A 17,763-nucleotide genomic window follows, 5' to 3' on the forward strand; every position below is an offset into this window, starting at 1 on the left:
GGAATTAATCTGTGAATTGGAACGTTAGTGAGCGCATGGCCCGGTTCTGCGTGGCATTCTTACTCTTCTTTGCAGCACTCATTGCATATTGCCTGACAGGTTGCAGCAGCGGCAGCTCCTCGCCGCAGCCGCCCGCGACCCCGACAATTACGTGGGCTGCTCCAGCGGCAATCACGTATGGCACTGCGCTTAGTTCCAGTCAACTCAATGCAACGGCCAACTATCCGGGCGCGTTCACTTATTCGCCGGCCTCGGGAACCGTGCTTGCGGCCGGAACACAGACGCTGAAAGCGACGTTCACACCGAGCGATTCGTCGAAGGTGACCTCGGCGACCGCGACCAATACCATCACTGTGAACAAAGCGACGCCGGAGATTGTGTGGAGTACGCCTGCGGCAGTGACCGTCGGCGCAGTGCTGGGCAGCAGCCAGTTGAATGCGACGGCGACCTTCGGAGGCGCAAGTATTCCGGGCACTTTCACCTATTCGCCCGCCGCGGGCACGGTGATGGACGCCGCGGGAAATCGGACTCTTTCGGTGACCTTTGCGCCAACGGATGCGACTGACTTCAACTCTGCGACAGGCACGGTGACACTGGTAGTGAACGCGTCCGGCGGCTCCCCTGCGTACTCATTTACCAACGTCAAGATCCTTGCCGGCGGATACATCCCCGGAGTCTACTTCCATCCGACGCAGCAGAACCTGATGTACGCACGCACCGACATCGGAGGCATCTATCGCTGGGGACCCAAGGACACACATTGGGTGCCCCTGCTTGACTGGCTGTCGGATGGCTTTTTCAACGGCGGCGACGCGATCGGGCTGGATCCGACTGATCCGAACAAGCTGTACGTTGCAGTAGGCTTGTATGCCAACTCCTGGGCCGGGAACGGAGCCATGCTGATCTCCGACGACCAGGGAGCAACATTCAAGACCGTTCCCCTGAGCTTCAAAAATGGATCAAACAACCCCGGCCGCGGCATGGGAGAGCGCATCGCCGTCGATCCCAACTTATCCAGCATTGTTTACTTCGGGACGCGCCAGGACGGCCTGCGGATCTCGACCGACTGGGGAAGCACCTGGCCCCAGGTGCCCGGCCTGACGGTCGTGACTTCGGTTCCGATCGGAGGCGGCAACACCATGCCCATGGGCGTCGTTTCGGTGCTTCCCATCAAGTCGAGCGGCTCCTCAGGCTCGGCCACTCCCGTGGTGTATGCCGCTGTCGCCGGAACTGGCCTCAACGGCAATTCGCAGGGACTGTACGTAACCACGAAAGGTGGATCAACCACGAGCACGTGGACCGCGGTTACGGGACAGCCGTCGTTTGCGACAGCCACCAAGCCCCTGTCGCCCATGCAGGCAAAACTCGGTCCAAACGGTTCCATCTACATCGTCTATGGCGATGCTGCCGGCCCGGACTCGGGAAGCGTCGGCCAGCTCTGGAAGTTCACGCCCGGCTCGAACTGGACTTCGGGAACTTGGACCCAGATCGCTCTACCGCCGAATGTGGGCGGCCCTGCCGACCAACAAGGGTACGGCAGCGTCGCGGTGGATCCGAGCCACGCTGGACACATCATGGTCGGCACGCTCGACCAGTACTGGCCGACCGGCGACGTCATCTATCGTTCCACCGACGATGGCGCAACTTGGCGCGACGTGTCCTCAATAGTGTTTCCGGGCTCGACCTTCTCGAAGTCACCGAACCTGGCGACGCACAGCAACACCAACGCGCCCTATGTCGGCGCACCTGGAACGGTGTCGACTGGAAACTGGCCCACGGGCCTTGCAATTGATCCATTCGATCCCGATCACGCCATCTACACCTTCGGCGGAGGTCTTTGGATCACGCATGATCTGACTAAGGCCGATCCCAGCGCCAGTTCGGTGGGCGTTGTTGACTGGAAATTTGAGGACGATGGCATCGAAGAGACTGCCACCAATGTCCTGCTAGCTCCGCCCTCGGGAAGCACCATTCTGTTGAGCGGAATCGGCGACGTTTACGGCTTCGCGCACACGGACCTCACCGTGTCTCCGGCGCAGGGAAACTACAAGGTTTCGCAGGCCATGCCAACTTCCATGGATTTCGTGCAGAACACGCCGACGACCGTGGTGCGCGCATCGGACGGGACCTATGGCGCTACGCCACTCGCTGTGATCTCAACCGACGGCGGCATGAACTGGACCGGGTTCGCCGCGATGCCAACCGGGACAACGAAGGGCGGCGGATCGATCGCGATTGCCGCCGATGCCTCATCCATTGTTTGGGCCACTCAGGACACCTCTTCCGTCTGGTACTCGAAAGATGGCGGAAAATCGTGGACTGCCTCGACGGGGATCGCGGCACAATCGCAGGTCGTAAGCGATCGCGCAAAGGCCGGCGTCTTCTATGGATACGACGGCAACACCGGAACTCTGACGGTGAGTATGAACGGCGGCGTGACCTTCACCACGCTTCAGACCGGCCTTCCCCATGCGGCTCAGTTCACGGCCACCCCAACCCTCTTTTCGTTGCCCGATGCGCAGGGCGACCTCTGGCTCACGGCTGGCGGAAACGGCAGTGGACTTTACGCCAACACCGGCTCCGCTACATCGCCCCAGATGACCATCGTATCCGGCGTTCAGAAATCGACCTCTCTGGGCTACGGAAAGGCCGCACCCGGCTCGTCGAAACTGACTCTTTTCCTCGCCGGCACCATCAGCGGACAGTGGGGGCTCTACCGCTCCACCGATGGCGGCGCTTCGTGGATCAGGATCAATGACGATGCTCATCAGTACGGCGGCATCGGCACGGTCACCGGAGACATGCGAACCTTTGGGACCGTCTACTTCAGCGGAAGCGGCAGAGGCATTCTCTGGGGAACCAGTAAGAATTAGAGTGGAGCGTTACAAATCCTTGAAGGAATTCTCGAGACTCAATGGCTAGTTCAATGTTGCGGCAAATCTCAATCCTGGTTCTAAGCTCAGTTACAGTTTGTTGCGCGGCGCGGTCCGCGGATAAGCAGCAACCCACCCCCTCGCGCGTCATTAACGTAGATGTGACGCAGGAGACTGGACCAATCGATCGCTTCTTCGACCTTTCCGTGGGTTCCGATTTTCCTGGCACGTTGATTCGCGATGACAGCCAGGCGCAGCTCAAAACAGTCACCGACGAACTCGGCTTCCGCTACATTCGTTTTCACGCGATCTTCCACGACGTGCTGGGAACTGTGAAGATCGAAGATGGCAAGACTGTCTACAACTGGACGAAGATCGACCAGCTCTATGACGACTTGCTCTCGCGGCATATCAAGCCGTTCGTCGAGCTCGGCTTTACTCCGCAGGCACTGGCTACATCGAAGAACAGCATCTTCTATTGGCAGGGCAACACGTCGCATCCGAAGCCAGAGGGATGGCGCGATCTCATCGATGCATTCACCCGTCACATCGAAGCGCGCTACGGGAAAGACGAGGTGCGCTCGTGGTTCTTCGAGGTGTGGAATGAGCCCAACCTCTCCGGCTTCTTCGAAGGCGCCGATCAGAAAGCCTATTTCGAGCTCTACGATCTCTCCGCAAAGACAATCAAGGCTGTTGATGCAGACCTGAAGGTTGGAGGCCCAAGCACAGCCGGTGCTGCATGGGTTCCCGAGTTCCTGGCACACGTGAAACAGAGTGGCGCGCCTGTCGATTTCGTCACCACCCACACCTATGGCGTATTGGGCGGGTTCCTGGACGAATACGGACAGGGCGACACCAAGCTCGATCCATCTCCCGACGCGATCCTGGCAGATGTGCGGCATGTGCGCGAGCAAATTTCGGCTTCATCTTTTCCAGCGATCCCGCTGTACTTCACCGAGTGGAGCACCAGTTACACGCCACGCGACTCCGTGCATGACTCCTACATCAGCGCGCCTTACATCCTCACCAAGCTCAAGGGCGCACAGGGCATGGTGCAGGGCATGAGTTACTGGACATACACCGATCTCTTTGAAGAGCCTGGCCCGCCGACGGCTCCATTCCAGGGCGGCTTCGGCCTGATCAACCCACAGGGCATTCGCAAGCCGGCGTACTTCGCCTACAAATATCTCCACGCATTGCAGGGGCAAAGCCTGAAGACGAGCGATACCCAGGCAATGTTCTCGACGAAAGACGGAAGCTTCACCGGAGTGATCTGGGACTTCGAGCAGCCGGATCAGAAGGTGAGCAACCGGCCCTTCTACACCAAGCCTGTCCTCGCGCATCCGGCCGCACCTGTGAAACTGCAGGTGAACCGGCTTGTACCCAACGCCGCCTATCAGCTCAAGGTGTACCGAACCGGCTACCACGCGAACGATGCATACACGGCTTATCTTGAGATGGGCTCACCCAAACAGCTGACGCCTGAACAGGTGACCAGGTTGAACGATCTGACGCGCGATCTGCCGGAGACGGACAAGGCTGTGAAGAGCGACCCGCAAGGAACAGTCGAAGTCGCTCTCCCGATGAATTCCAACGATGTCGTGCTGATCAAGCTCGTGCATTCGAGCCGGAATTAGTCCGCCAACTAGTGTTTCAGCCCTGCAACGCCGGCACAGTTTGTCAGGAATGAAAACGTCTCGCTCCCCCGTGAGCTAAACTGAGCGGCACTGTTGGAATCAGGAAAGGTTGGCTTTACTCTTGAAGCTTCTCGTTGTCATATTCCTCGGCCTGTCACTTTCGCTTGCCGCCGCACAGGACGCGGCGAACCATCCCAAATGGCCAGGACCAGGCCAGCTCTTTGTAGGCGCCTGCTATCAGCCAATCGACCGTTCGCCCGAGGAGATTGATCGGGACATCGCAATCATGAAGCGTGCGGGCTTCAACGTGGTCCGCATGGGCGATCTGTCGTGGGATTCATTCGAGCCGGCACAGGGGCGATTCGAATTCGACTGGTTCGACAAAATCCTGGACAAGATGCAGGCCGCCGGCATCCGAGTGGTTCTCGATATTCCAGGAGCGCCCGCCCCAATCTGGCTGCATCGCGCATATCCCGGAGTCGACATCACAGCGCAGAACGGCACGCGCCTCCCTCCCGCTGAGCGCTACATGGACAACATCAGCGATCCGAATTATGTGCGTGAGCTCGGAATCCTGGGCGAGACGATGATGAAGCGTTATGCGCACAATCCGGCCATCATCGCTGTCGGCTACAACAACGAGATCGGCAACGGCTTCATGTCGTATTCAGAAGCCGACCGGCAGCGGTTCATCGCATGGCTCAAGCAGAAGTACGGGACCATCGACGAACTCAACAAGATCTGGGCAACGCAGCGCTGGTCGCGCCGCTTGAACAGCTTCGAAGACGTGGACCTGCCGCTCGCCGATGGTCCCGGTCCGTCGGAGCGATACCTGGACCTGCATCGCTACTGGTCTGACGTGACGATCGCGCGGCTGCAGCAGCTCGATGCGATCCGACAACGATACATGCCCGATCTGCCTTCGATCTCTAATCTCTGGGACAACGCGCCGCGCCGCGGCTTCGACTATCTCAGCACATATCGGTCGTACGTCTCATTTGGCGCAGAGGGCTTCTACCCGGGCGACCCGATCAGCGGCGCGTTCGGCGCGCTCATGATCAAAGGCGCATTACCAACGCCGATCTGGTTCAATGAGTTCACCGCAGGCGGCGGCGGCTTCTACGGAACGCCGGGCCGCAGCCGCATGTACGCCTACCTCGGCCTCGCTCTCGGCGCCCAGGGAATTCTCGCGTGGACTTTCAACAGCCATCGCGGCGGAGAAGAACAGGCGCTGTTCGGATTGGTAGATCACGACGGCACTCCTTCATGGAAGGTGGATGAATTTGCGCGCATCGCGTCAGAGTTCAAGCTGCTTCAAAAGTACGGTTTTCCGCGATACACGCACCCCCAGGTAGCGATCGCCTATTCGTTTGACTCGGCGATCGCATCCCACCCGAACGGCCCATCCAACACCACGCTGCAGTACTTCAAGACGGGATACTCGGAACAGGTGCAGAACGCCTTTGAGCCGCTGTTTCGCGCCAACATAGACACGGCCATTATCAACGTAGGCCACGAGGACCTCTCTACTTACAAACTGGTGGTGGTTCCAGCCGACTACGTCATGGATGAAGCGAGTGCGAAGAATCTTCGCACCTATGTGAGCAATGGCGGCACAGTGCTGATGACCGCCTACTCAGCCAAGGAAGATGAGCATGCGCTGTGGTTCGACTCTCCGCTCCCTGGGCGGTTGAGCGACGTCTTCGGACTGAAGACCAACGCGTTCTATGACGTGGGTGCACTCAACTTCGAACTGAACGGCAAGGCAATCGAGACCACCGCACGTCGCTACGAAGTGCTCGAGCCTTCTACGGCAACAGTGTTGGCGCGATTTACGAACGTCCCTGACCACGTTCCCGCCCTGACTCTCAATAAATTTGGAAAGGGCAACGCCGCTTATCTCGCGACAGAGTCGATCCCATCCGCCATGAGTCCCGTGCTGGAGTACCTTTGCAATCAAGCGGGCGTTCAGCGCGGACCGCAGACGCCTGAGGGCGTCTATGCACGCGCGGTCGACGGCCGCACGCTTTATGTCAACACAACTGGCGAGGAGAAGACGATTCCGATCGCTGCGACTAAGAAGGGCATCATCTCAGGTCGTGTCTATGACAATGCCATTATCTTGCGCGGCATGGATGCAGACCTGGTCCAGTAGAGAACCCCAGAAATTCGCTCCCCTTCGGCTGAAGCTACCAAAAGAAAGGCATCACGGATGAAGATCGATCGTCGAAGAGCCCTCTCACTAATCGGAGGTGCGCCGGCACTTCTCTTATCTAAGAAAACAGTCGCGCAGGCGATCGCAGGTGCGGTTCAGAATCCCAACCTCGAAATCGTCCCCGGCCCTTTCAAAGGAACGCGCGAATCGCTCCGCGAGTGGCAGATTCCCGATTGGTATCGCGACGCCAAGTTCGGCATTTGGGCGCACTGGGGACCGCAGTCCGCAATTGAATATGGCGACTGGTATGCCCGGAACATGTATGTCCAGGGCAGCAAGCAGTACGAGTATCACGCCAAAACATATGGCCACCCAACCAAGGTTGGATACAAGGACGTGATCCCCACCTGGAAGGCGGACAAGTTTGACCCCGACCACCTGCTTGGCCTCTATAAGAAAGCGGGTGCGAAATACTTCTGCAGCATGGGCGTTCATCACGACGGCTTCGATCTTTGGGACTCGAAATATCAGCCGCGCTGGAACGCCGTTAACATGGGACCGAAACGCGACATTGTAGGAGCATTTCGAAAGGCCGCTGACAAGCATGGCCTGCGGTTTGCCCTCAGCGAGCACCTCGCTCCCAGCTATCATTGGTTCGCTACTTCGCATATGAGCGATAAGACGGGGCCCCTTGCCGGTGTGCCTTACGATGGCGCGGACCCGGCCAATGCCGATCTTTATCACGAGCTGCCGAAGTACTACCCCTACAGCTACAACTACTGGCTCGTCAATGATCGACAAGCGCCCGAAGCCTGGAAGCAGCATTACTTCAATCGCATCAAGGATCTGATCGACAAATACCAGCCGGATTTGCTGTATTGCGATGGCGACATCTTCTTTGAGGAGTACGGCCTCGCGCTGGTAGCAAACCTCTACAACGTGAGCGCGAATCGGCATGGCGGACGCTGCGAGGCGGTATACACCAGCAAGCTGCCCAGCGACTGCGAGACAGGCACCTGCATACTTGATTGGGAACGGGGTGTCGCAGCCGGCATCCCCGCCAATCCCTGGCAAACCGACACCTGCATCGGCGAGTGGCACTATAACCGCGAGGCGCAGTACAAATCGCCCAAGTACGTCATCGACCTGCTGGTTGACATCGTCAGCCGCAACGGAAACCTGATGCTGAACTTTCCCCTGCCGAACAGCGGAGAGCTCGATTATGAAGAGCTCGTCGTTCTCGATGAAATCACAAAGTGGATGGCCATCAACAGCGAGGGAATCTACGGTACTCGCCCCTGGAAGATCTTCGGCGACGGCCCGGTAGCAAATGCGCCAGCCACAAGCGGTGGAACGCGCTTCAATGAATCGGGGCGCAAAGATCTCACCGCAGAGGAAGCACGCTTCACAACAAAGGGAGACACTCTCTACGCATTCGTCATGGGTTGGCCCGACAAGTTGGTTTTGATCAAGCCCCTCGCGACCTCAAGCCACCTTTCGCCTCCGAAGGTGAGGAACGTGGAACTTCTGGGCTACAACGGCAAGGTGACTTGGATCCAGGACGAACAGGGCCTCACGGTTGTGATGCCGGAACACAAGCCCTGCGAACATGCAATCGCATTGAAGATTTCGTAGACGGCAACCGCCAGCGCTTAGCGTGCCAGATTTTCGACTGGCAGTTACGCGCTGGCGGTCATTGCTTTCTTCGCGGCTGGGCAGTCCCGCCAATCGTCTTCAGAACCGTCTCGGCTGCAAAGACGCCGCGGTATTGCGCCTCTTCGAAGATCGAGAAGCCGCTAAGATCGGAATTAACGAACAGGATACGTCCCTGCGGCTTCGTTAAAGCGCGCCGCTCCTGCGAAAAGATCGCGCCAACCTTCGGCCGAGCCATCGCGTGCCCATTGCGCATAATGTCGATGCGGGACACGCACTGACGGATATCGGGATGCACGCGCTCAAGGTCATGGAGGATAGCTTCCTTCCAGTGCATCCAGTCGGAGCTTAGAAGCTGCATCCTGTTTTGTGAAGGCGGCCCATCGGCCAGTGCCCAATAAAAGGTCCACACGGTTCGGTCCACATGCGTGCGCAGCGTCTGATGCATTGCATCCACATAGCCCAGAGTCGGCGAATCCATTACGACGTTGTCCCAGGTTAGATCGCTTCCATACGTGCCGGGGAGACGATCAAGCGTCAAATTCGCCGTCAGCCAGGGCGAGTATTCGAAATCGTGCAGAGGCTTCATGCCTTCGATCAGATATGGCCCCAAAAACGAGGGCGCCCCGAAGATAACGAACTCCGCCTGATATTCGACGTCACCCGCAAAAACGCTCAGCCGCGATTTCGACGGCACAATCCGATGCACCATGGCGCCGGTGCGCACGAATTTGCCCACGCGCTCCAGAAGACGCCGCACAATCCAGCCGTTTCCTTCCGGCCACGTGAGCGGACCCTTTTCGTCCGGCTCGCGAGACGCGAAGTATTGAATGCCCGCCCACGCGGAAGTCTGATCCGTGGTCGCTCCATAGTCATCGCGGCAGCAGTAGTTCATATACCAGTTCAGGATTCGAGAATCCATGCGCTGGTCACGCAGCCAATCGGCGAAGGATATCCTGTCGAGATAGGACGTCGACTCGGAAAACCCGACCTCCAAGGGCACGGTGAAGCTGCCGGTGGAGCGAAACCTCACGATCTGTTCTTCAAGCCGCTTGAATTGTTCGCGCTCCTTTTCGCTCAGACCGATTGCCGGCTCAATTCCCTCCTGCCACCTTCCGTAGAGGAAGAGCCGCTCCTGCGGCGAAAAGCAAAGGTAGCGCTCCTCCCATCGCCCATCCTTCAGCACGCCCAGTTCCTCGAACAATTCGCGAACATAGACAGCCTTCGGGCCGGGCACCGGCACATAGTGTGCCGCCCAGGGATAAGCAGTGATCTCGTTCTCGCCCCAGCGGGAATTTCCACCGGCCTGGTCGTTCATCTCAAGCAGCACGAAATCATGGAAGCCGCGCTTCTGAAGACGCCATGCGGCGCTCAGCCCGGCGATGCCTCCGCCAACAATGACGACCGGGACCCTCTCAGTGCGCTTGGGCGTTGGGAACGCCGCCCGGTCTCGCAACATGTGTCCCTGCTGGAATGATTCATTGACGAACGAACCTTCCACCTTGCGTTCACTCTTCGTAGAAAGCCCAATGAGTGAAAAGCTGGCCGATTGCAGAAAGGTACGGCGTGAGACGGTCAATGGCTGATGTCCTTCCAATCTTGGTCATACAACCGGATCAGCACCTGATCGTTCAAGCGGTTCGGCGGCATCGACATCGGAGCCATGTCGGGCGGGAACTGGAATAGTGTCGACAGACCATTGACTGAGACGAATCGCAGGCCCGGCGGCACGGCGGTGGGATAGTGGTACTCATGCGTTCCCGCGAGCACGAATCCCCACTCACCAAACGAAGGCACGTAGACATGATAGGGATACGTCTGCAGCCCGGCCTGCTTGATCGTTTCGGCGATGCACCAGTAAGAGTCGCGCGCAAACATCGGCGAGGTGCTCTGAACCACCATCAGTCCTTGCGCGCTAAGATGTCGCGCGACCGCCCTGTAGAATGCAGTGGTGTAGAGCTTGCCGAGTGAGTAACTCGTGGGGTCGGGAAAATCAATCACAATGAAATCGAAGCTGTCGGTGTTCGAGTCGATCCACGGGAATGCGTCCGCATTGATGACTTTCAACCTCGGAGAAAGAAACGACTTCTGATTCAACGCCGTAAGCATCGGATTCGTAGTGAAGATGCGGGTCATCTCCGGATCGAGATCGACAAGCGTAACACTCTCCACTTGCGGATACCTCAAAATCTCGCGCACTGCGAGCCCATCGCCCCCGCCAAGTACCAGGACATGACGAGGCGCCGGGACCGCAGACAGTCCCGGATGAATCAGCGTTTCGTGATAGCGGTATTCATCGCGTGAACTGAACTGCAGGTGACTGTTCAGGAAGAGTCGGATGTCATCTTTGAACCGCGTCAGCACAATGTGCTGATACTTCGTATCGCGAGCGAAGATAATCTCGTCCGCATAAATGTTGTCTTCCGCCGCAGTGGTAATGTGCCGCGCCTCAGCCATGCCCACTGCGAGTGCGCCAAGAATGACAACCCCAAAGATGCGCAGCGAACGGACTCTCTGTATCTGGTTGGCAAACAGGAATGTGCTCCAAAGCGCCACGCCCGCATTGAGCAGTCCAAACAGCATGGCGGAGCGGACCAGGCCCAACCTGGGCACCAGAAGAATAGGGAACAGTAGCGATGCGCCCAGCGCACCCAGATAGTCAAACGTCAAGACGTGCGCTACGACGTCGCGAAAATGATAGCGGTCGCGGATGATTCGCATCAGCAGCGGAATCTCCAGCCCCACCAGCACGCCGATGACGATCACCAGTGCATACATCAGCAACTGAAATCCCTGCGTATAGGCAAAAGCGAGGAAAAGCAGCGCCGACGAAGACCCGCCAATGACTCCGAGCAACAGCTCGATCCATACAAATCGATATGCCAGCCCGCGATGAATGAAGCGCGACAGTGCGCTTCCGATTCCCATAGCGAACAGGTAGCAGCCAATGATAGTCGAGAACTGAAGTACGCTGTCGCCCAGCAGGTAGCTGGCCAACGTGCCCGCAATGAGCTCATAAATGAGCCCACACGCACTAATCAGCAGAACAGTGATGAAGAGAAGAATACCCACGCTAGTGAACGGCCGCCGCAATGATCACGCAAATCCCCAAAGACATCGCTCCCAGTAGGATGGCGAGCGCAACGTTGTGTTCCTGCACGATCTCTTTCCAGAGGTTGTAAGGAGTAGCCTTGTCGAGCACCAGGAACGACAAGGCAAAGATCACGATTCCGATGGCCGCGTACACAATCGCGTTAACCACGTTGCTTACCTGGAACCCCATCACTTGCCTCCTGTGTAGTGGTGGTAATAGCCGTAGACGGAACGATACGAGCCAGGATTATCGCGAACCGATTTAGGTACATTAGGGATCTGGTCGACGCGGTTAAGACTCCATCCGCGATACTCGGCAAATCCCAGCACCGCCAGGACCGCGATCCCGTAAACGAAGAACAATTGTCGAATCATTCGCCGCCTCCAGAGTTCTTCAGCGAGTCAGCCATACTTCCAATTGCGCTCACCATCGAGCCGTCGTCCGGAGGCTTGCCATAGTCGCTCTCAGACCACCGCAGATGCTCGAAGCTCATCGCCCGCCACGTGAGAAATGCCGCCGGAAGAAGCAACGCAGCCAGCGCAATTCCAAAGAGGCTGATTTGCGGCACATCGCGCCGAATCGTAACGGTGTACCGGATGCTTCCGTGATAAGGGTCGCTCTCAGGTTCAATGCGCAGGTAGTAAAGACCGGCGGGAACACTGGGCACAATGACGCGATTCTTTGTGCTTCCTTCCGTCCATGATCCGTCGGAATCGTGACCGTGGTAATAGCTGACCTCTCGCCCAAAGTCATAAGCATGGCCGGTGTCATCGTTGATCAGCGCGTAGTTCACATAGATCCAGTTATTATCGACGTCGGCGCTCGTGGTCAGCTCTACGTCAGAGGTGCGCCCGTCCAGCTTGAATGTGTTTGAGACGAATGAGGCCTCGCCGCCGGCGCTCGTGTCGAACACATAACTCTGTTGGAATACCTCCCTGTCCTCCGCTGTTGTGAAGAAATAGATAAACAACGCCAGCATCAGCCCGACGAACACACCGACCATCTTCCATATACCTTTGACGTTCGCGCTTGGTGGCGACGGCTGGTTTTCATAGACGCCAATCGGCGCCGGCGGCTCTCCCTCGAGGTTGAATGCCTTCCAGAGATCGCGCCCTGCCATGTACTCGCCCATCGACCAGGTGATTTCGTTCCCAGTACCTTCGCTCGATATCACACGGGGCGGCGAAACATAATCCGACACTCTGACCGATTCGCCAACGCGGACCTGCCAGGGAAACTCACCCAAAACGAATGTTGTGTTTGCCTGCGCCGTCTGGAAGTGATTGTAAGTTTCACCCAGGTAAGTCAACGAGCTTTTGCCCGGCGCAGTGGCAGGCAGCGCGCGAAGTGGGGCGAGGTCGTTCCAGTGCCCCTCATACTCCGTCAGATAGCGGAACCCCTTCATCGGGTTGAAGAGCACATACTCGTGCCAGCTATACGAGATGCCTTCTACCTTGATGGTGCGCCGCTGAAACCCGATCACTTCATAGAGCACGCCGCGAATCTTCCCGCGTGTTCCAAGCGGAATCAGCGGCGGATCCTCATTCGTCTTGGTACGGAACTGCTGCAGAATTCTCAGCTTCGGATCCCGTGCATCGAGAATGGAGTGGCAGCTGTCGCACACAATGGTCACGGCATTGCCGAGCGAGCGCACCGTCAGGCCCGCGCCGCAACCAGGACAGTTGAGCGACGCGACCTGCGGCTTGCCGCCAGGCGTCGGCCCTGTCGCGCTCACGACCATCCCTCAAACGTGCGCAGATTTGTTAGCTTCAGGCCTTCGAAGTCGACCAGCTCACCGAGAAATAGGAGCGGCGGTTGCTCGCTGTAATCGACAGTGCCAAACCTATTCGAGTGCGACCTAAGATCTGCGAACAACACATCGGACTTATCCCAATACTTGAACGGCAGCTCTCCTTCAATTCCGGAGTAATGTGCCTTGGTCACGCTGCTGACCGTGTAATCCTGTCCGTTCCAGCGGTATTGCTGGCCCACCTTGCAGCTCTCGGGTAGTGCCTGTCCGGTCGCGGCAAAGCTGACGGCATATTCTAGTTGCGCATCGGACAGCCAGCCGCTCGTGCTGTCATTCATCACCACGTGCCATTCGTTCCAGTTGCCCTGGTCGTACTCGTACATGATTCGCCCGATCACCACGAACGTGTGCTTTCCATAAACGCCCTCCGTTCCAATCTGGATCGGAGAATTGTTTGAAGGAAACGCTGCAATCTGCCCGATCTTTTCGAGATCGAGATCGGTCCGAACCAGAACAGACTTGCAGTACTCGCACACAGTCTGCACGCTTCCTGACCAGCGGAAGGTGATCGCGGCGCCGCAATTTGGGCAATTCGCGGGTGGCTGCGTCATCGAACCTCTCGGAGTGTGCCAGTCGCCATCAACTGCTCTACCGCAGAATATTCGCGGCTGAGTTCGCGAACCTGAACTGATTGCGCCGAGAAGCGTCGCGCGAGTTCCGCCTCAAAGTCCCACCGAGCGCGCGGCACGCAACAAAAGAGATTTAGGCAGATCGATCCGAATTCCGGAAACGTATGACAGGCCAGGTGCGACTCAGATAGTAGGCATAATCCGGTGATACCACCGGTCCCGGGAAACAGATGCCAGCGCGTCTCACCCAGTGGCCGCAGATCGAGATCCGCGACAATCCGAGCAAACAGCGCCTTCAGCTCATCGAGATTTCGAAGCGAGTGCGCACTACAACCCTGCGCATCGACAATCCATTCGGTCCCATTCATAGACTGTCCACGTGCTACTGCTGTGCGTGCCCGCATTCCGGGCAAAACTTGCTGACTTTCGGAATCGATTTGCCGCAGTTCAGGCAGAACTTGGTTTCGGCGGCGGCTGAAGCGGAGGGCGCTGCAGAGGCGCCACCGCTAGTCCCAGCGCCCTTCAGGGCATCCATCATGGCTTGGCCCATAGCCACGCCCGCTCCAAGCCCCGCGCCTATGCTCGCCGTCCCCGCGCCTTCATTAGCGGCTGCAATGGGGATAGACTGCGCCACCTCGAACTGCGTGTACCGGCCCATGTCCCCAACCATGTTCATGCTGATCCGCTGGTCCAGCACCTTCTGTAATTCATCCGGCAGCGAGAGGTTCTCAACCACAAAGCCGTCCAGCGCGACCCCCAGGTCGGCAAATCCCTGCTTGAGCTGTCCCGCGATCTTATCCGCCAGTGCAACCTGATTCGCGGCCATATCCAGGAATGGCACCTGACTGTTCGCGAACGTGTCGGTCATCCGCCCGATGATCGTGTTGCGCAGTTGTCCCTCGAGGTCGGGCACCGTGTAAACGTCCCGCGTGCCGCTCACCTTCGTATAGAAGACCTTCGGATCGGCGATATGCCACGTGTAAATGCCGAATGCCCTCACGCGCACCGCGCCGAATTCCTTATCGCGAATTGTGATCGGGTTCGGCGTCCCCCACCGCTGGTTCGTCTGCAACCGCGTGGAGAAAAAATACACGTCAGACTTGAACGGCGACTGGAACGCCTTATCCCAGTTCATCAGGTAAGTGAGGATCGGCAGGGTCCGCGTGTTAAGCGTGTAGAGCCCGGGCCCGAACACATCGGCCACCCGCCCCTCGTTAACGAAGACGGCCATCTGCGAATCGCGAACCGTCAGCTTGCCGCCGTTCTGGATCTCGCGATCCTGCATGGGATAGCGGTAGGCGAGGATCCCATCTTCCGGCTCCACCCACTCGATGACATCAATGAACTGTTTCGATAAGAAATCGCGAAGGCTCATGTCACACCTGTGGCGCAGGGAAGCACTTGCTGATGAAGGTTGCGCGCTTGATCGGCATCCTACGGGCTGAAAACTCTTCTGTCAAACATTCTTTGAAAGCCTGTAACTGACGGATAATATTGCAGATTGCGAAGTTCCGCTACGGTGTGACGCCCTAGCGCTGGACCGGCTTGAAAGCATGGCATTAGGATGCTGTGAGACCTCAAATTCACGCCGGTTTGCGTTCTGAGGGAGCAGCGTCTCCGTCGCCCCTTGTCTGGCTTGAATGAAGCGGCCTGTCAATCCATGCCAAAAACTCCAGGAGGAAGAACCGATGTATCGAGAGCAGAAAACGCAGCTGAGAAAACGATTTCTTGGAGTGAGTGCTGGCCTCGCCTTGCTCACATTCTCTCTAACGGCGCAGACATCCGGCACCGCCCCCGCTCGTCAGCCCGACATCGACTTCCCCACCGTTCTCTACGGTGCCGCCTATTACAACGAGTACATGCCCGGAGACCAGAACGAGCGCCTCGAAAAAGATATCGCCCTGATGAAGGCCGCCGGCCTCAACGTCGTTCGCATGGGCGAGTCCACCTGGAGCCTCTGGGAGCCCGAGGACGGAAAATTCGAATACGCGTGGATGGACCACATCGTCGATGCCATGGGAAAGGCCGGCATCAAGGTGATCCTGGGTACGCCGACTTACTCCGTGCCCGCATGGATGGCGCATCAGCATCCCGAGATTCTCGCCGACCGCATCCCGCCGGGGCAGTTTGGTGGCAAGGCCGTTCCCGCCACCTACGGAATGCGTCAGAACATGGACACCGATTCTCCCGCCTACCGCTTCTACGCAGAACGGATGATCCGCCACATCGTTGCGCACTACAAAGACAATCCGACCGTGATCGGCTGGCAAATCGACAACGAGACAGCAAGCTACGACGCTGCGAATCCTGACGTCTTCATCGGATTCCAGCATCATCTCGAAAAGAAATTCGGCACGCCTGAAAACCTGAGCAAGGCGTGGTTCTTGAATTATTGGGGCGAGAACATCCACACATGGGAAGATCTGCCCACGCGTGAAGGCGCTCAGAGCACCGGGTACAAACTCGAGTGGTCGCGCTGGAGCCAGATGCGCGTCACGGACTTTCTGCACTGGCAGGCGGCCTTGGTCCGCGAGTGCGCAGGATCGCGGCAATTCATCACAACCGACTACGGCGGCATGATGAAGCGCGACGTGAACGAGAATGCCGTTGCCGACGGACTCGATATCGTCGCTGACAACATCTACCACTTCGTCCCACAGGATCGGTTCGACGGCGCAACGCAGTCCATTCAAGGCGACTTCTCTCGCTCGCTGAAGCATGCCAATTACCTGGTGACCGAAACCAATGCACAATCCACAGACTGGACCTCTTCGTATCAATATCCTCCCTACGATGGCCAGTTGCGACAGAACGTCTATACGCACCTTTCGAACGGCGCCAGCATGGTCGAATACTGGCACTGGGCTTCCATCCACGGCAACCAGGAGACCTACTGGAAAGGCATTCTCTCGCACGACCTCGAACCCAATCGCGTCTACGCCGAGATGAGCAAGACGGCGCACGAACTCCAGAAGATTGGGTCGGAAATTGTTGGCCTGAAGATCAAGAATGACGTGGCAATCTTGTGGAGCCGCGACTCCGATAACGCCATCAGCTTCATGCCCTTCACATCTTCCGGGCCGCAGTGGAGCTTCGCCGGACCGACCGCAGATTATCGCTCGCTGGTCGAGCAGATTCACCGCTCGCTCTACGACATGAACGTCGGCTCTGATTTTGTGTTCCCTGACACGCACGACTTCTCGCAGTACAAGGTGCTCATTATCCCGGCCCTTTACATTGCCGATGACGCGCTGCTGCAGAAGATCTCGGACTACGTCAAGAATGGCGGCCACGTGGTGATGACCTTCAAGAGCGGATTCGCGAACGAGAACTCCGCCGTCCGTTGGGTCCGCGCCCCGGGGCCACTGCGGGAAGCCGCCGGCTTCAGCTATCAGGAATTTTCTAATCTAGCCCAGCCTCTGGCCCTGAAGGATGATCCGTATCACGCGGGTACCGAGAACAAAGTGAGCTATTGGGCGGAGTTCCTGATGCCGGAACATGCGAAGGCTCTGGCGACATACGACCATCCGTTCTTCGGCAAATGGCCCGCCATTACTGAGAACGAGTTCGGCAAGGGCACTCTGCTCTACGAGGGGACGTATCTTTCAGATACGCTGCAGTCGGCAGTGCTGAAAGACGCGCTCGCGAAAGCCGGAGTCAAGGGTGACTATGCTCCTGCGAAGATCCACGTGCAGCATGGCGTAAACCGCTCGGGAAAGAAGATCCATTACTACTTCAACTACTCCGCCGCCGAGCAGACAGCGAATTACCCGTATGGCGCCGGAACAAATCTGCTCGACGGCAAAACCGTAGACCACGGCACCGCGTTGAAGCTGGGTCCCTGGGACGTAGCCATCGTGGAGGAGCAGTAGCCGACCGCCCCACAAGGGCATTCTTATGGTGTCTTTATGGCGCGTCTGTTACAACCAGGAGTACTGACCATGCTTTGTCCTTTTCGACCGAACGGCTGAC

13 protein-coding genes are annotated in these 17,763 nt (G+C 57.9%); 5 read left to right on the top strand and 8 right to left on the bottom strand.

Annotated features, from left to right (window positions below; translation table 11 throughout):
- Positions 1–11 precede the first annotated feature (11 nt).
- The 4 genes from MOP44_RS07920 to MOP44_RS07935 all read left to right on the top strand — a co-directional run bounded on the left by MOP44_RS07920 (position 12) and on the right by MOP44_RS07935 (position 8,300).
- On the top strand, positions 12–2,873 hold the full coding sequence (locus tag MOP44_RS07920) for a hypothetical protein (protein ID WP_260795465.1): 2,862 nt from the start codon (positions 12–14) through the stop codon (positions 2,871–2,873).
- 41 nt (positions 2,874–2,914) lie between these two features.
- A complete protein-coding gene (locus MOP44_RS07925) occupies positions 2,915–4,510 on the top strand; it encodes a GH39 family glycosyl hydrolase (RefSeq protein ID WP_260795466.1) in 1,596 nt (531 codons plus the stop codon).
- 121 nt (positions 4,511–4,631) lie between these two features.
- Positions 4,632–6,665 (top strand): beta-galactosidase, encoded by a 2,034-nt coding sequence (locus MOP44_RS07930; protein WP_260795467.1) that lies wholly within the window; start codon positions 4,632–4,634, stop codon positions 6,663–6,665.
- Between the two features lie 57 nt (positions 6,666–6,722).
- Entirely contained in the window at positions 6,723–8,300 is a 1,578-nt protein-coding gene (locus tag MOP44_RS07935) for an alpha-L-fucosidase (protein WP_260795469.1), read from the top strand.
- 58 nt (positions 8,301–8,358) lie between these two features.
- Here MOP44_RS07935 and MOP44_RS07940 read toward each other — a convergent pair whose 3' ends face one another.
- The 8 genes from MOP44_RS07940 to MOP44_RS07975 form a co-directional block, all read right to left on the bottom strand.
- Entirely contained in the window at positions 8,359–9,777 is a 1,419-nt protein-coding gene (locus MOP44_RS07940) for a flavin monoamine oxidase family protein (RefSeq protein WP_260795471.1), read from the bottom strand.
- 116 nt (positions 9,778–9,893) lie between these two features.
- Entirely contained in the window at positions 9,894–11,390 is a 1,497-nt protein-coding gene (locus MOP44_RS07945; protein ID WP_260795472.1) for a polyamine aminopropyltransferase, read from the bottom strand.
- A 1-nt stretch (position 11,391) separates the two neighbouring features.
- Positions 11,392–11,601 (bottom strand): DUF350 domain-containing protein, encoded by a 210-nt coding sequence (locus tag MOP44_RS07950; RefSeq protein WP_260795474.1) that lies wholly within the window; start codon positions 11,599–11,601, stop codon positions 11,392–11,394.
- On the bottom strand, positions 11,601–11,786 hold the full coding sequence (locus MOP44_RS07955; protein WP_260795475.1) for a hypothetical protein: 186 nt from the start codon (positions 11,784–11,786) through the stop codon (positions 11,601–11,603). The genes MOP44_RS07950 and MOP44_RS07955 overlap by 1 nt, the downstream gene beginning before the upstream one ends.
- Positions 11,783–13,147: a DUF4178 domain-containing protein gene (locus MOP44_RS07960; protein ID WP_260795476.1), complete on the bottom strand. Its 1,365-nt coding sequence runs from the start codon at positions 13,145–13,147 to the stop codon at positions 11,783–11,785. The genes MOP44_RS07955 and MOP44_RS07960 overlap by 4 nt, the downstream gene beginning before the upstream one ends.
- On the bottom strand, positions 13,144–13,773 hold the full coding sequence (locus MOP44_RS07965; RefSeq protein WP_260795477.1) for a DUF4178 domain-containing protein: 630 nt from the start codon (positions 13,771–13,773) through the stop codon (positions 13,144–13,146). The genes MOP44_RS07960 and MOP44_RS07965 overlap by 4 nt, the downstream gene beginning before the upstream one ends.
- Positions 13,770–14,195, bottom strand: a complete 426-nt coding sequence (locus MOP44_RS07970; RefSeq protein WP_313901055.1) for an S-adenosylmethionine decarboxylase family protein — start codon at positions 14,193–14,195, stop codon at positions 13,770–13,772. The genes MOP44_RS07965 and MOP44_RS07970 overlap by 4 nt, the downstream gene beginning before the upstream one ends.
- Entirely contained in the window at positions 14,174–15,166 is a 993-nt protein-coding gene (locus tag MOP44_RS07975) for an SPFH domain-containing protein (protein ID WP_260795479.1), read from the bottom strand. The genes MOP44_RS07970 and MOP44_RS07975 overlap by 22 nt, the downstream gene beginning before the upstream one ends.
- A 313-nt stretch (positions 15,167–15,479) precedes the next feature.
- Here MOP44_RS07975 and MOP44_RS07980 point away from each other — a divergent pair, with 313 nt between their 5' ends.
- Complete coding sequence (locus MOP44_RS07980; RefSeq protein WP_260795481.1) at positions 15,480–17,663, top strand: beta-galactosidase; 2,184 nt, start codon at positions 15,480–15,482, stop codon at positions 17,661–17,663.
- Positions 17,664–17,763: the final 100 nt, after the last annotated feature.

The organism is Occallatibacter riparius (genome assembly GCF_025264625.1).
GTDB lineage: Bacteria > Acidobacteriota > Terriglobia > Terriglobales > Acidobacteriaceae > Telmatobacter > Telmatobacter riparius.

Coding starts and splice junctions, on each gene's coding strand:
- MOP44_RS07975 (WP_260795479.1), bottom strand. CDS start 15,166: ATGAGCCTTCGCGATTTCTTATCGAAACAGTTCATTGATGTCATCGAG.
- MOP44_RS07950 (WP_260795474.1), bottom strand. CDS start 11,601: ATGGGGTTCCAGGTAAGCAACGTGGTTAACGCGATTGTGTACGCGGCC.
- MOP44_RS07980 (WP_260795481.1), top strand. CDS start 15,480: ATGTATCGAGAGCAGAAAACGCAGCTGAGAAAACGATTTCTTGGAGTG.
- MOP44_RS07965 (WP_260795477.1), bottom strand. CDS start 13,773: ATGACGCAGCCACCCGCGAATTGCCCAAATTGCGGCGCCGCGATCACC.
- MOP44_RS07925 (WP_260795466.1), top strand. CDS start 2,915: ATGGCTAGTTCAATGTTGCGGCAAATCTCAATCCTGGTTCTAAGCTCA.
- MOP44_RS07940 (WP_260795471.1), bottom strand. CDS start 9,777: ATGTTGCGAGACCGGGCGGCGTTCCCAACGCCCAAGCGCACTGAGAGG.
- MOP44_RS07970 (WP_313901055.1), bottom strand. CDS start 14,195: ATGCGGGCACGCACAGCAGTAGCACGTGGACAGTCTATGAATGGGACC.
- MOP44_RS07955 (WP_260795475.1), bottom strand. CDS start 11,786: ATGATTCGACAATTGTTCTTCGTTTACGGGATCGCGGTCCTGGCGGTG.
- MOP44_RS07935 (WP_260795469.1), top strand. CDS start 6,723: ATGAAGATCGATCGTCGAAGAGCCCTCTCACTAATCGGAGGTGCGCCG.